The sequence below is a fragment of the Actinomadura fulvescens genome, assembly GCF_039533225.1.
Taxonomy (GTDB): Bacteria; Actinomycetota; Actinomycetes; order Streptosporangiales; family Streptosporangiaceae; genus Spirillospora; species Spirillospora fulvescens.
Window position 1 is genome coordinate 239,653 of sequence record NZ_BAAATD010000011.1, and the last position, 12,074, is coordinate 251,726.

General features: G+C 71.8%; 13 protein-coding genes. 3 read left to right on the forward strand and 10 right to left on the reverse strand.

Annotation, left to right across the window (positions count from 1 at the left end; all coding sequences use genetic code 11):
- Nucleotides 1-47: 47 nt before the first annotated feature.
- On the reverse strand, nt 48-458 hold the full coding sequence (locus ABD333_RS34775; RefSeq protein WP_344546797.1) for an ester cyclase: 411 nt from the start codon (nt 456-458) through the stop codon (nt 48-50).
- A gap of 32 nt (nt 459-490) precedes the next feature.
- Nucleotides 491-1,150 (reverse strand): TetR/AcrR family transcriptional regulator, encoded by a 660-nt coding sequence (locus tag ABD333_RS34780; RefSeq protein ID WP_344546798.1) that lies wholly within the window; start codon nt 1,148-1,150, stop codon nt 491-493.
- A 181-nt stretch (nt 1,151-1,331) separates the two neighbouring features.
- On the opposite strand from ABD333_RS34780, the gene ABD333_RS34785 reads away from it, so the two are divergent.
- Complete coding sequence (locus ABD333_RS34785; protein ID WP_344546799.1) at nt 1,332-1,769, forward strand: nuclear transport factor 2 family protein; 438 nt, start codon at nt 1,332-1,334, stop codon at nt 1,767-1,769.
- 30 nt (nt 1,770-1,799) lie between these two features.
- The gene (locus ABD333_RS34790) at nt 1,800-2,291 is read left to right on the forward strand and encodes a metallophosphoesterase family protein (RefSeq protein ID WP_344546800.1); all 492 of its coding nucleotides are present in this window, start codon (nt 1,800-1,802) and stop codon (nt 2,289-2,291) included.
- 2 nt (nt 2,292-2,293) lie between these two features.
- Here ABD333_RS34790 and ABD333_RS34795 read toward each other — a convergent pair whose 3' ends face one another.
- From ABD333_RS34795 to ABD333_RS34820, 6 genes are all read right to left on the reverse strand, one after another.
- Nucleotides 2,294-3,145 carry a glycosyltransferase family 2 protein gene (locus tag ABD333_RS34795; protein ID WP_410557638.1) on the reverse strand — a complete coding sequence of 284 codons (852 nt, stop codon included), beginning with the start codon at nt 3,143-3,145 and terminating at the stop codon, nt 2,294-2,296.
- Between the two features lie 138 nt (nt 3,146-3,283).
- A complete protein-coding gene (locus tag ABD333_RS34800; RefSeq protein WP_344546801.1) occupies nt 3,284-4,126 on the reverse strand; it encodes a CDP-alcohol phosphatidyltransferase family protein in 843 nt (280 codons plus the stop codon).
- A 7-nt stretch (nt 4,127-4,133) separates the two neighbouring features.
- A complete protein-coding gene (locus tag ABD333_RS34805) occupies nt 4,134-5,189 on the reverse strand; it encodes an iron-containing alcohol dehydrogenase family protein (RefSeq protein WP_344546903.1) in 1,056 nt (351 codons plus the stop codon).
- A 146-nt stretch (nt 5,190-5,335) separates the two neighbouring features.
- Nucleotides 5,336-6,067: a phosphocholine cytidylyltransferase family protein gene (locus tag ABD333_RS34810; protein ID WP_344546802.1), complete on the reverse strand. Its 732-nt coding sequence runs from the start codon at nt 6,065-6,067 to the stop codon at nt 5,336-5,338.
- Nucleotides 6,068-6,069: 2 nt separating this feature from the next.
- On the reverse strand, nt 6,070-6,741 hold the full coding sequence (locus ABD333_RS34815; RefSeq protein WP_344546803.1) for a DUF5941 domain-containing protein: 672 nt from the start codon (nt 6,739-6,741) through the stop codon (nt 6,070-6,072).
- The gene (locus ABD333_RS34820) at nt 6,738-8,369 is read right to left on the reverse strand and encodes a CDP-alcohol phosphatidyltransferase family protein (RefSeq protein WP_344546804.1); all 1,632 of its coding nucleotides are present in this window, start codon (nt 8,367-8,369) and stop codon (nt 6,738-6,740) included. The genes ABD333_RS34815 and ABD333_RS34820 overlap by 4 nt, the downstream gene beginning before the upstream one ends.
- A 130-nt stretch (nt 8,370-8,499) precedes the next feature.
- Between ABD333_RS34820 and ispD the strand changes: the two genes are divergently transcribed.
- The gene (gene ispD / locus ABD333_RS34825) at nt 8,500-10,029 is read left to right on the forward strand and encodes a 2-C-methyl-D-erythritol 4-phosphate cytidylyltransferase (protein WP_344546805.1); all 1,530 of its coding nucleotides are present in this window, start codon (nt 8,500-8,502) and stop codon (nt 10,027-10,029) included.
- Between the two features lie 3 nt (nt 10,030-10,032).
- On the opposite strand, the gene ABD333_RS34830 is transcribed toward ispD, so the two are convergent.
- Nucleotides 10,033-10,830, reverse strand: coding sequence for a hypothetical protein (locus ABD333_RS34830; protein WP_344546806.1), 798 nt, complete (start codon nt 10,828-10,830; stop codon nt 10,033-10,035).
- Nucleotides 10,831-10,944: 114 nt separating this feature from the next.
- A complete protein-coding gene (locus ABD333_RS34835) occupies nt 10,945-11,943 on the reverse strand; it encodes a glycosyltransferase family 2 protein (RefSeq protein WP_344546807.1) in 999 nt (332 codons plus the stop codon).
- Nucleotides 11,944-12,074: the final 131 nt, after the last annotated feature.

Here is a 12,074-nt window from a genome sequence, read left to right on the forward strand (position 1 = left end):
CGGTCAAGCATGGGGACGGAGAACGGCCCGGCGCTTGAACGAACCTGCTATCCGCCGAGGGCGCCGAGGGCCGTCATCATGCCCATGGCGTCGGAGACCACCCAGTATTCGGCGAGCAGGCCGTTCTCCACGCGGAAGATGTCCTGGCCCTTGAGGGCGACGCGGGTGCCGGGCGGCGCGGTGGCGCCCGGGATGCCGCCCTTGTACGAGCCGTGCAGGGTCCACTGGGCGGCGATCATCCCGTCGCCGAGCACCGGCCCCACGTCCAGCGAGGTGCTGATGTCGTCGAACATCTCGTGCGACTGGCGGACCTGGGCGACGAACTCCCGCGGACCGTGCACGTCGAGCGCGGGCCAGTGCCCCACGGCCGCCGGGGCCAAGATCTCCTCCGCGACGGAGAAGTCCCCCTGCCACAGGTCGAACAACCACCGCCGGTAGAGCTTCTCGTTGGTGTCCATGACCCCATCGTGCGTACGCGTACGCAAAAATGTCAAACGGCCCGTGCGATCAGCGCGTCCACCAGCGCGGCGAGATCACCCGCGAACGAGTCCCCACGTCCGGGCGCCGTCCAGTAGCCGTGCAGGGCCGCCAGCGTCGGATAGGCCGCCGGGTCGACCGCCGCGGGCACCGAGACCTGGCGCGGCGCCCTCCCCTCCGGCCGTGCCCGTTCCGCCCGCTGCACCAGATCGCCCACCAGGAAGCCCCACACGATCCGGTTGGCCTCCGCCGCCTGCGCGAGCGTCAGCCCGCACGCCTGCCAGGCCGAGTAGATCTCCTCCAGCAGCCACAGGATCGACGGCGCCATCAGGTCGCCCTTGACCAGCACGTCCACGATCCATGGCCGGGCGGCCAGTTCGTCGTGCTGCCAGGTCAGCACCGCCAGCAGCCGTGCGCGCGGATCGTCCGGCAGCTCGGGCCGGGGCAGGTCGAGCACGACCCGGTCCATGACCAGGACGAGCAGTTCGTCCTTGTCGCGCACGTGCCGGTAGATGCTCATCGGCGCGGCGCCCACCGCCTCGGCGACCCGCCGCATCGACAGCGCGCCGCTGCCCTCGCGCTCGACGATCTCCTGCGCGGCGGCCACGATCCGGTCCCGTGACAACCGGGCAGGCCGTCCCCGCCGCCCCTGGGACACGTTCCGCTCGCTCACCCCCGCAGTCTGTCACCCGCCCAGACCACGATTCTTGATCTTGTTGTTTCGAAACCGGCCGGACTGGATGGACGGCTACAAGCGCCCAGTCCAAGCGGCTCGGCCTGAGCTCCATCCGCAAGCACGTCGACCTGCCCGCCGCACGCCAGGGATGCTGACCAAGCGCTTGCTATCATGCGGCATGCCCATGTCGCCCGCGGAACTGTCCGACCGCTTCGAGATCGGCGAGGTCCTCGCCCGCTACGCGCTGGCGGTCGACTCCGGCCGCTGGGACCTGCTGGACACCGTCTTCACCGCCGACGCCACGCTCGACTACAGCTCGTCCGGCGGCGTCACCGGCTCGCTGGAGGAGGCGAAGGCCTGGCTGGCGAAGGTGCTGCCGGCCTGGCCCGGCCGCCAGCACCTCATCGGGGCGACGCTGATCGCCTTCGGCGACGACCGGGCCGAGGTCACCGCCTCGTTCACCGACACCCTCGCGCCGAGCCGCGACGCCATCGAGGCCGACAGCCCCGGCCTCATCCGGGGCGGCGGCTGGTACCACCACCGCATGGTCCGGACGGCGGGCGGCTGGCGCAGCCGCGAGGTCGTCATGGAGCAGCTCTGGCGCACCATGCGGTGAGCAGGGCTCCCAGCTGGGCAGAATGGCCGGATGAGAGTCGTCGCGATCTCGGACACGCACGCGCCGCGCCACTGGAAGTCCTGCCCGCCCGCGGTCGCCGGGCACCTGCGGGACGCCGACCTGATCCTGCACGCCGGTGACGTCTGCACGGCCGACGTCCTCGACGAACTCTCCGCCTACGCGCCCGTCCACGCGGTGCTGGGCAACAACGACGGTCCCGACGTGGCGGCGTGGGGCGCCCCGGAGACCCTCCGGCTCGACCTGGACGGCCTCACCGTCGCGATGATCCACGACAGCGGCCAGGCCAAGGGCCGCACCGCCCGGATGCGGCGCACCTTCCCGGACGCCGACCTCGTGGTCTTCGGGCACTCCCACATCCCGATGGACGAGACCGGCGACGGGGTGCGCGTCTTCAACCCCGGCTCCCCCACCGACCGCCGCCGCCAGCCCCACGGCACGATCGGCCTCCTCGACATCGAGAACGCCCAGCTGCTGAAAGCCGAAATCGTCCCCGTGACCTGAGGTCAGATGATCGGTGGTCGGCCGGTGCGGGCCATGCGCCAGGCCGTGCGCCAGGAGATCGGGCGGCGCGGGCCGGCGGGCTTGCGCCAGCCTTCGGCGAAGCCCGTGAACCACGGCTTGAGGGCGCTCGGCTTGCGCTCACGCAGGACGGTCATGGCGACCCAGACCGCGAGGTAGGTCAGCGCCAGGGGCCACGGCAGGTTGCGGCGGGCGAGCCAGACGCGGTTGCGGGCGTTGTAGCGGTAGAACATGTCGTGCCGGGTGGGCAGCACGGCCGGGTGGAACATCACCGCGGAGGCGTCGTAGACGATCCGGTAGCCGGCGTTGAGGGCTTGCCAGGCCAGATCGGTCTCTTCGTGCGCGTAGAAGAAGTCCTCGGGAAGGCCGCCCGCGGCGTCCCAGGCGGCGCGGCGGACCGCGCAGGCACCGCCGAGGAACGTGGTGACCTCGGAGGAGCGTTCCGGGTCGCCCGCGCGCAGCCGCGGCACGTGCCGGCGCTCGCCGCGGCCGCCCTCGGGGTCGCGGACGCGGAACGAGATGATGCCGAGGTCCGGATCGGCGGCGAACCGGTCACGCAGGTAGGCGCCCAGGCGCGGGGACCGGTACCAGCCGTCGTCGTCCAGGAAGAGGATCACGTCGCCGCAGGACGCCTCGACGCCGCGGTTGCGCCCGGCGGGGATGCCGACGTTCCTCGGCAGCTGGACGGGTTTGACCCGCTCGTCGTCGAACGGGGGGAGCGCGGGGTCCGGCACCGGGTCGACACCGTTGCCGACCAGGACGACCTCGACGTCAACGTGCTCCTGTTCGAGGGCGCTGCGCACCGCCCTGGCCAGCTCCTCGGGACGGTTACCCATCGTCAGCACGACGACCGACAGCTTCAACGAGATGCTCCCTGCCACTCCGCGATCATGCACGAGTCTGTCACCTTGATGTCACCTTTGTGCAAGATCGCATTCGGCGCGCGGTGATCTCCCGTTCGTTGACGGGGGATCTCACTTGAGTCTCCGGGACGCCAGGATGCTGACCAGATGCAGGAGGGTCTGCAGGACGGCGACGGCGGCGACCGCGACCGTGAGCACCCGGATCGCGGCGGGCGTGTCGTTGCCGAGCACCGTGTCGAGCGCGGCGGCGGCGACGATCAGCAGCGAGAGCTCGACCGCGCCGATGATGCGGTGGAAGCGCAGCATGGACGCGGCCTGGCGGGCGAGCGCGATGCCGGTGGAACGGGGACGCAGCGCGCGGTCGCCGCCGACCGGGTCGGCGGGCAGGCCCGACTTGGCCCGGGCCACCACGACGTTGTCGGTCTCGGCCTTGATGAGCGCGGCACCGAGGGCGGCGAGCAGCCCGAGCTCGACCCAGCCGCCGTTCTCCCAGCCGCCCTGCGCGGCGAAGCCGAGGCCGATCAGCAGCGACACCTCCGACAGGTAGTGGCCGATGCGGTCGAGGTAGACCCCGGCGACCGAGGTCTGCCGCAGGTAACGGGCGACCTCGCCGTCCACGCAGTCGAGCAGCAGGTAGATCTGGATCAGCAGGGCCCCGCCGAGCGCGGTCCAGAGCGTGGCGGTGCCGGTGACCGGCAGCGACACCACGAGGCCCGCCACGATGCCGCTCAGCATCATCAGGTAGGTGAGCTGGTTGGGGCTGAGGCCGAGGCGGAGGAAGATCCACGCGAAGTACGGGGAGAGGGTCCGCATGTAGAGGCGGCCGGCCCAGTGTTCCTCGTTGCGCCGTTCCTTGAGCCCGGGCGGCTGCCCGTACCGGCGGATGTCGGCGATCGTGGCGGTCCGGCGCGACGGCCGAGGGTCGTGGTCGCCGGGCGCACGCGTGTCGGCCATGGGCCGCTCAGCCTCCGTGGACTTGGACAAACTCTTCCACCGCCTTGCGGACCTCGCCCTGGTCGAGGGCGAGATGCTCCAAGATCGTATAGCGGCCCGGCCGGGTCTGCGGGGCGTAGTGCACGGCTTCGGCGAACTGGCCGACGGTCAGCCCCACGTCGCCCGGCGCCTTGGGCAGGCCGTGCCGGTCGAGACAGGTGATGATCTCGGCCAGCCGTTCCCCGCCCACGCCGAGCCGCGTGGCGCGCAGGTGGTAGCAGAACGCGGCGCCGAGCCCCGCCAGCTCGCCGTGGTTGGCGGTGCCGGGGTAGAGCTGGTCGATGGCGTGCAGGATCTCGTGGTCGCCGCCGCTGGCCGGCCGCGAGTCGCCGGCGAACGACATCGCCATGCCCGACAGCACCAGGCTCTCGGCCAGCACGGTCAGGAACCGGTCGGACTCGATGGACTCGGGCTGGTGCAGCAGCGCCTCGGCGGCCGTCCGCGCGACCGTGAGCGCCATGCGGTCGACCGTCTCACCGACCTCCTCGGCGGCCAGCAGCCAGTCGTCGACCGCGGAGAAGTTGCTCACCACGTCGCCGATGCCCGCGCGCACGAGCCGTTCGGGCGCCGCCCGCACGTAGTCCAGATCGACGATCATGGCGAGGGGCATGATCACGCCGAACGAGCCCTTGCCCTTGTCGTGGGTGAGCGAGGCGACCGGGGAGCAGATGCCGTCGTGCGACAGGTTGGTGGCCACCGAGACCATCGGGATGCCGGACAACGTCGCCGCGTACTTGGTCGCGTCGATCGTCCGCCCGCCGCCGATGCCCACGACCGCCTCGTACGAGCCGGCCCGCAGCTTGGACCCCAGGCTGACCGCCGCGTCGACGGTGCCGCCGTCCACATGGAACACCTCGCAGTCCGCCAGCGACGGCCGCACGTGCTCGGTGATCTGGTCGCCCTGCCCCGGGCCGACCGCGATCGCCACCCGCCCCTCGGTGACTATCCGCTTGTCGGCGAGCAGCTCGCCGAGGGCCGCGATGGCGCCGCGGCGGACGTCGATGGACAGCGGTGCGTTGAGCATCCGCGTCAGCAGGGGCATGTGCCTTCCTTTTCCGGCGATCGCGGCGGTCACGCGGGGGCGCCGCCGCCGGATCCGGCGCCGGGGCGCCGGACGGGCCGGAGGTCGGGTGTCCGGTCAGGGCAGTGAGCGGTGCGAAGGCGAGCGGATCAGTACGTCCGGGCGATCCGGCGGGCCTTCTCCAGGTCGTCGTGGTTGTCGACCTCCACCCAGTCGACGGCGCCGATGGGAGCGACGCAGATCGTGCCGCCACGGTTGACGAGCTCCTGGTAGCCGTCCTCGTAGTAGAGGTCGGGGTCGCGTTCCCAGGTGGCCTTGAGCGCGTCGGCGAGGGGCTGCGCGGCGGCCGGCTCGATGAGCGTGGCGCCGATGTACTCGCCCGCCGCGGTGGCGGGGTCCATCAGCTTGGTGATGGTCTTGAGCTCGCCGGCCTCGTCGAGGGTCACCTTCATCTCCTCGTCGGCCAGAGTTTTCACGTTGTCCACGGCCAGGAGGATGTCCGGACCGCGGTTGCTCAGTAGCGTCTTCTCCACGCCCACCGGATGAACGGTGTCACCGTTGACCATGAGGACGCCCTTGGAGAAGTGCTCGCGCGCCAGCCACATGGAGTAGGCGTTGTTCCACTCCTCGGCCTTGTCGTTGTGGACGAGGGTGAGGGACACGCCGTACCGCTCCTCAAGGGCGGCCTTGCGTTCCTCGACCGCGCCCGCGCGGTAACCGACGACGATCACGACGTCGGTCAGCCCGACCTCGGCCAGGTTGCCCAGCGCGATGTCGAGGATGGTCGTCTCGCCGTCGACCGGCACCAACGCCTTGGGCAGCGTGTCGGTGTACGGCCGCAGCCTCCTGCCCGCGCCCGCCGCCAGCACCATCCCGATCATGCTTAATCTTCCTCCAGGTCGACGATCACGCCACTACCGCGTCCGGTCCGCGTCCACGTCGTGACGCTCTCGCTGCCGAACAACACGCCAAGGTAGGCGGCCAACGCAGCGTACGCGAACGGGAGAAGCCCGGAGAGGCCCACGAAGGCCACAAGGAGCATGCGGCCCTCCCAGCCGAAGCCGGCGCGGAAGACCCAGTCCTGTGGCCAGAGCCGCTGGCGGGTGCGGTACACGGTGTCGTAGTGGTGGTACGCGAGCACGGCGATCAGCGCGAAGATCAGCGGTGCCGACACGCCCTGTGCGAACCCCAGTACGGCGAGGTAACCATACTCGATCGCGCGGATGATCGGCGGGACAAGCCAGTCAAGTCGCCCGTTGTGCAGGTGACTGCAGGCGGGCCCGGTCAGCAGCAGCGCCACCACCGGGGCGAACAGCGCGGGGGTGTTGTCGTCGCCCACGCCGGTCGCCAGCAGCACGCCCGTGACCACCAGCGCGATCACGGCGCCCGGCAGCGGCGGCAGCAGACCGCGCGACAGCTTGCCCAGCCCCACGCAGATCGGCCCGTCGTCGCGGTAGGCCCGCAGCTGCCGGGTGGCGAACGCGGCGGCGTTCTGGGCGCCCGAGCCCGGCGTGCCCGGGTCCTGGGTCATCGAGTCCTCGGTCATGACGGTCATCGCGCGATCGACCTCATCACTCGTCCGGTCAGCGTGTAGAGGGCCGCGACACCGCCCCACAGCAGGAGCGCCACGAAGGTCACCCGGGCGTTGAACAGCGCGGCGGTGATCGCGATCAGGGCGAACCGCTCGCCGATGGGCAGGACGATGATCTTCTTGGCCCAGTGCAGCGCCCGGACCCGCGACGTGCTGCGGGACAGCCGTGCGGCGAGGCTGCCCGCCGGCTGCGCCCCCTGAGGCTCGTCCGCGGGCTGCTGCACGAGGCTCTGGTCGGGCTGGTCGGGCTGGTCGGGCTGGTCGGCCTGGCCGGTGGCCTGCGCCGTCGCGCCGTCGTCCGGCGAGGTGAGCGGCATCGTGGGCAGTGGACGGGCCGCCCGTACGCGGTTGCTCGCGCCGTACGAGAAGTCGATCATGTGACGGACCGTCTGCAGCGCCAGGGCGGCCACCGCCAGGCCCCAGACATCACCGCCGTGCACGCTGGTGCCGACCGCGGCGGCCGTGGATCCGACCGCCAGACCGGCGAACACGACGTACTCCTTGGCCCGGTCGAAGACGGCGTCGAGCCACGCCCCGAGCGTGCTGAACTGCCGGGTGTAGCGGGCGAGCTGGCCGTCGACGCAGTCGAAGACGAACGAGAAGTAGAAGAGCACCCCGCCGACGATCATGCCGGTGCGGGTGCCCGCCGCGAACCAGACGGCCGCCACCACCGCGATGCCCATGGAGATCGACGTCACCATGTTGGGCGTGAGCCCGCGCCGGGCCGCCCAGCGCGCGATGTAGCGCGAGTAGGTGCTGACCGCGAACGTGGTGAAGAAGCCGTCGTTGCTCTTGACCGCCGCCGCCAGGCGGATCTTGTCCTCGTTCACGGCGTCGAGCGCCGCCTTCGCGGCCGCCGCGTCCTCCTCGCTCGCGGCGCGGCGGCAGACCAGCCGCGGGTCGCCGCACCGCGCGACCGGCACCCCGGTACGCACCAGGCCGATGAGGAGCAGCTCGATCGTCTCCGGGGCGCGCCCCGCCGCGCGGCCACCTGGCTCCGGCTCGGGGGTCAGGCGTTCCAGCGCCTCGGGGTCGGCCAGGAGCGACGCCAGCTCGTCGGCGACGTCGGCGAGCGCGCCGACGCGGTTGCGGGCGACCCGCAGGGCGCCCGGGAACCCGGCGTTCGGCTCGGTCACCCGGTGGTACGGGGAGCCCGCCGAGGCGATCCGGCCGCGCTCGGACCGGACGGGGGTGGCCTCGTCCGGCGGCGGCCCGGTCAGCGCGGTGGCGGGTCCCCTGGAGTCGAGCAGCAGGCGGGCCAGCGGCTCGTCCCCCGTGACCAGGTCGCCGGTCAGGACGACGATCGGCTCCTCGGTCCGGCGGGCCAGCCAGGCGATCTCGCGCAGATCGCCGATCGTGCCGTCGGACTCGATGACGTCGTGGCCGTCCTTGCGCAGGGCGGGTGCCAGCTCCGGCCGGGTGATGATGTGGTGTTCCGGTACTTTGAGCGTGGCCAGCCGGGCGCACAGCCGCGCCAGCAGGGTCGGCCGTTCGGCGTCACCGGTCTCGTCCCCGTAGGGCAGGGCCGCCGTGGGACACGGATCATGGCCTCCGGCGATCCGTCCGGTCGCGAGGATTACCGCTACGGTCATCGGCGCCTCCGGCGGGCTGGGTGGTCGGGTCTGCGGGTGGACGGCGCCCCACGGCCGTCGGCCACGGCCTCAGGGGCAGTTGCTCAGCGTAGCGGTTTGACGACTATTTGAAGAGGAAAGGGGAACGGCGATGCGGACGGTCGCGGTGATCCTCGCCGGCGGCACCGGGCAGCGCATGGGCGCCTCGCGGCCCAAGCAGCTCATCGAGGTCGGTGGTCGGCCGATCCTGGCATACGCGATCGAGGCGTTCAATGGCCATCTGGGTGTGGACGAGGTACTGGTCGTCATGGCCGCCGGCCACGTCCGCACGGCCGCGACGATCGCCGCGCCGTTCCACAAGGTCACGGGGCTGATGGAGGGCGGTGACACCCGTACCGCCTCGACGGTGGCGGCGCTGACCGCGCTGACCGGCCGGTCCGACGACACCCGGGTGCTCTTCCACGACGCCGCCCGCCCGTTCGTGGACCCCGGCGTGATCGACCGCGTGCTGGAGGCGCTGGTGGCGTACGAGGCGGTCGCGGTGGGCGTGCCCTCCGCGGACACGATCGTGGCCGTCGAGGACGGTCTCGTGCTGTCCATGCCGCCGCGCGAGTCGCTGGCGCGTTTCCAGACCCCGCAGGGCTTCCGGCTCGGCACGATCCGCAAGGCCTACGAGCTCGCCCTGGCCGACCCGCTGCCCGCCGCGACCGACGACTGCGGGATCGTCCACCGTTACCTGCCGGACGTGCCCATCCGGGTCGTGACGGGCAGCGAGCGCAACCTCAAGGTCACCCACCCGCTCGACGTCGTCATCGCCGAGCACCTGGCCGCCGAACCCGAACGACGCCCCCGGCTCCCCGGAGGACAGATGATTTTCGAGAACGCGCCCGCCGTCATCGGCCACCGCGGTTCCGGCTCGGGAGACGTGCCCCTGCCGCCGCTACCGGTCGCCGGCGCGGCCGGGAACCCCGACCCGGAGACCGTCGCCGAGAACACGATCCCCTCGATGCTGGCCGCGCTCGACGCGGGCGCGTCGTGGATCGAGATCGACGTGACCCGCACGGCGGACGACGAGCTCGTGCTGCGCCACGATCCCACCCTTCCCGGCGGCGCCTTCCTGATCGACACGGCGGCGGCGGACAGCGGCCTGCCGCGGCTGGCGGAGGTGTTCGACGCGCTGCCGGCCGGGGTGCCGGTCGACGTGGACGTCAAGACGATCCTTGAGGACGCCGTGGACGCGCCGTCCAGGCGTACCGGAGCCCTCCTGGCGCCCGTGCTGCGCCGCGAGGCCGAGCGTCGCCCGCTGCTGGTGACCTCGTTCGACCCGTCCCTGCTTCTTTACCTGCGGGACGAACTGCCGGGCGTGCCGCTGGGGTTGCTGACCTGGCTGCGGTTCCCGCTGTGGCACGGTGTCGCCGCCGCGGCGGGCCTCGGCCTCCAGGCCATCGGCGTGCACACCGAGTCGTGCGGCTTCGGCCACCCCGACACCCGCCTACGCCCGCTGGAGCACATCGTGGACGTGGCACACAAGGCCGACCTGGAGTTCATCGCCTGGTGCCCGCCGCCGCAGGACGTCCACGCCTATGCGGCCGCGGGCGTGGACGCGCTGGTCGTCAACGACGTCCCCGGCGTCGTCGGTGCCCTCGAAGCCCTCGGAGCCGTCGAAAGCCCTTCCAGGTGAGCCCTAGCGGGAGCCGCCGCCGTCCCTGAGGTCGTCTCCGCCGTACATCCGGGTCCATTCCCCGGGCTCGTCGTCCGACGACGATGGGGAGCCCTGAGACGGCTTCGCGGGAGGCGGTGGCGGCGGTGGCGCTTGGGAGGACCCGGGTACGGGATAGCCGCCCGGACCAGGACTGGCGCTCGGGCTCGGGCTCGGGCTCGGGCTCCGGCTCGCGCTCGGGCTTGCTCCGGGGCTCTGCGGCTGCCCGTACGGCGGCGGGACCGCGCCAGGGCCATGACCGTACTGTTGCTGCTGCTCCCGCCCGTACATCGGCCTCGGCGCCCCGGGCATGCCAGGCGGCGGCCCCGCCAGGTGCTGAGGCGCCGCGGCGGCGTGCGCGCGGGAACGCCAGCGCGACGGCACCAGCGAGCCGGCCAGCAGCACCACGCCGACCAGGAACGGCACGCCGAGGAGCGACATCGTCATGACCGGAGAGGTGTAGCGGTCGGGAAGCACGTCGACCTTGTCCGACGCCCAGATCGGTTTCAGCAGCCAGACCACGCCGTACGCGGCGAAAGCCACGCCGGGGATGAGCGAGGCCAGCGGCGAGAGCCGCGACGCGACCAGGACCGCGACCACGACGGCGGTGAGGGCCAGGACGGCGCCCGCGACCAGCCCCGTGGACGTCGTCGAGGCGAACTGGACGTAGTGACGGCGGTGCTCTTCCAGGCGTTCGAATCCGAGGGCGAGCCCGGCGCCGACCAGGGGCGTGGCGATCACCCCGGCCAGGACCCCCAGCCCGTGACGCGCACCGTTCGACATGGCCACCTCCTCGTCCGGCCGGCGGCATGATCCGCCGACCTAATCCTGAGACGTGGCTTTATCTACCCGGGTTCGCCCGTTCGGTCTGGTTCTTCCGTTATCGAGAGGATCCGTTCAGGGTTTGTTGGGGGTGGGCTGGCCGAGCCCGGGCGGACTGGTCAGGAAACCGACCCCCCACGAGACGTGCATGGTGGCGAACACCAGCGGCAGCCGGACCCAGGCCGAAACCGGCAGTCCCCGGCCCTCCACGGCGGCGCCCGCGACCATGGCGACCGCGTAGCCGCCGGGCAGGAGCCAGCCCGGCCAGATGCCGAACGCGCCCGCGACCGTGCCCGCGGTCATCGCCAGGACCGCCAGCGGCGGCGCCAGATAGCGCAGGTTGAGCGTGCCCTGGTGCTCCCGGCCGACGACGCGGCGCCAGCGGCCGGTGTGGAAGTACTGCTTGGCCAGAGCGCGCAGGTTGGGGCGTGGCCGGTAGGTGACACGCATGCGCGGGGTAAAGAAGATCTTTCCGCCGCTCTGCCGGATCCGGTGGTTCATCTCCCAGTCCTGGGCGCGCACGAACGTCTCGTCGTAACCGCCGACGCGCTCCAGGGCGCTGCGCTTGAACGTGCCGAGGTAGACCGTCTCGACCTCGCCGGCCTCGCCGCCGGTGTGGAACCGCGCGTTGCCCACGCCCAGCTTGGAGGTCATCGCGCGGGCCACGGCCTGCTCGAACGGCGTGACGCCCTCCGCCGCCATGATCCCGCCGACGTTGTCCGCGCCGGTCTCCTCCATCGTCTCCACCGCGGCCCGCACGTAGTCGGCCGGCAGCAGGGAGTGGCCGTCCACCCGGACGATGATCGAGTACTGCGACGCCTTGATGGCGATGTTGAGACCCTGCGGGGTGCGGCCGGTCGGATTGGCCACCACGACGATGCGCGGATCCTCGGTCGCCAGTTTGGCGGCGATCTCCTCCGTGCGGTCCCGGGACGGTCCGATGGCGAGGACGAGCTCCAGCTCGCCGGGGTAGTCCTGGGTCACGATGCGCCGGACGGCATCGGTGAGATGCCGTTCTTCGTTGAGCACGGGCATCACGACCGACACCGCGGGCCAGGTCCGGTCTTGTGTCATCTGCTGGACGCCGTTCATTGGGCTGTGCGCTTGGGGAGACGGATTCATACAGTGCTCTGGGCCGTTACGGGCTGGCCGGAGGGCCCTTCCTCTCTCGTGCTGGCTCCGGTCATGACGCAGCTCACGACACC

Excerpts from the sequence above, each read along its gene's own strand:
- ABD333_RS34775 (WP_344546797.1), bottom strand. The coding sequence starts at position 458 with ATGGACACCAACGAGAAGCTCTACCGGCGGTGGTTGTTCGACCTGTGG.
- ABD333_RS34785 (WP_344546799.1), top strand. The coding sequence starts at position 1,332 with ATGCCCATGTCGCCCGCGGAACTGTCCGACCGCTTCGAGATCGGCGAG.
- ABD333_RS34790 (WP_344546800.1), top strand. The coding sequence starts at position 1,800 with ATGAGAGTCGTCGCGATCTCGGACACGCACGCGCCGCGCCACTGGAAG.
- ABD333_RS34795 (WP_410557638.1), bottom strand. The coding sequence starts at position 3,145 with ATGGGTAACCGTCCCGAGGAGCTGGCCAGGGCGGTGCGCAGCGCCCTC.
- ABD333_RS34800 (WP_344546801.1), bottom strand. The coding sequence starts at position 4,126 with ATGGCCGACACGCGTGCGCCCGGCGACCACGACCCTCGGCCGTCGCGC.
- ABD333_RS34805 (WP_344546903.1), bottom strand. The coding sequence starts at position 5,189 with ATGCTCAACGCACCGCTGTCCATCGACGTCCGCCGCGGCGCCATCGCG.
- ABD333_RS34810 (WP_344546802.1), bottom strand. The coding sequence starts at position 6,067 with ATGATCGGGATGGTGCTGGCGGCGGGCGCGGGCAGGAGGCTGCGGCCG.
- ABD333_RS34815 (WP_344546803.1), bottom strand. The coding sequence starts at position 6,741 with ATGACCGTCATGACCGAGGACTCGATGACCCAGGACCCGGGCACGCCG.
- ABD333_RS34820 (WP_344546804.1), bottom strand. The coding sequence starts at position 8,369 with ATGACCGTAGCGGTAATCCTCGCGACCGGACGGATCGCCGGAGGCCAT.
- ispD (WP_344546805.1), top strand. The coding sequence starts at position 8,500 with ATGCGGACGGTCGCGGTGATCCTCGCCGGCGGCACCGGGCAGCGCATG.
- ABD333_RS34830 (WP_344546806.1), bottom strand. The coding sequence starts at position 10,830 with ATGTCGAACGGTGCGCGTCACGGGCTGGGGGTCCTGGCCGGGGTGATC.
- ABD333_RS34835 (WP_344546807.1), bottom strand. The coding sequence starts at position 11,943 with ATGACACAAGACCGGACCTGGCCCGCGGTGTCGGTCGTGATGCCCGTG.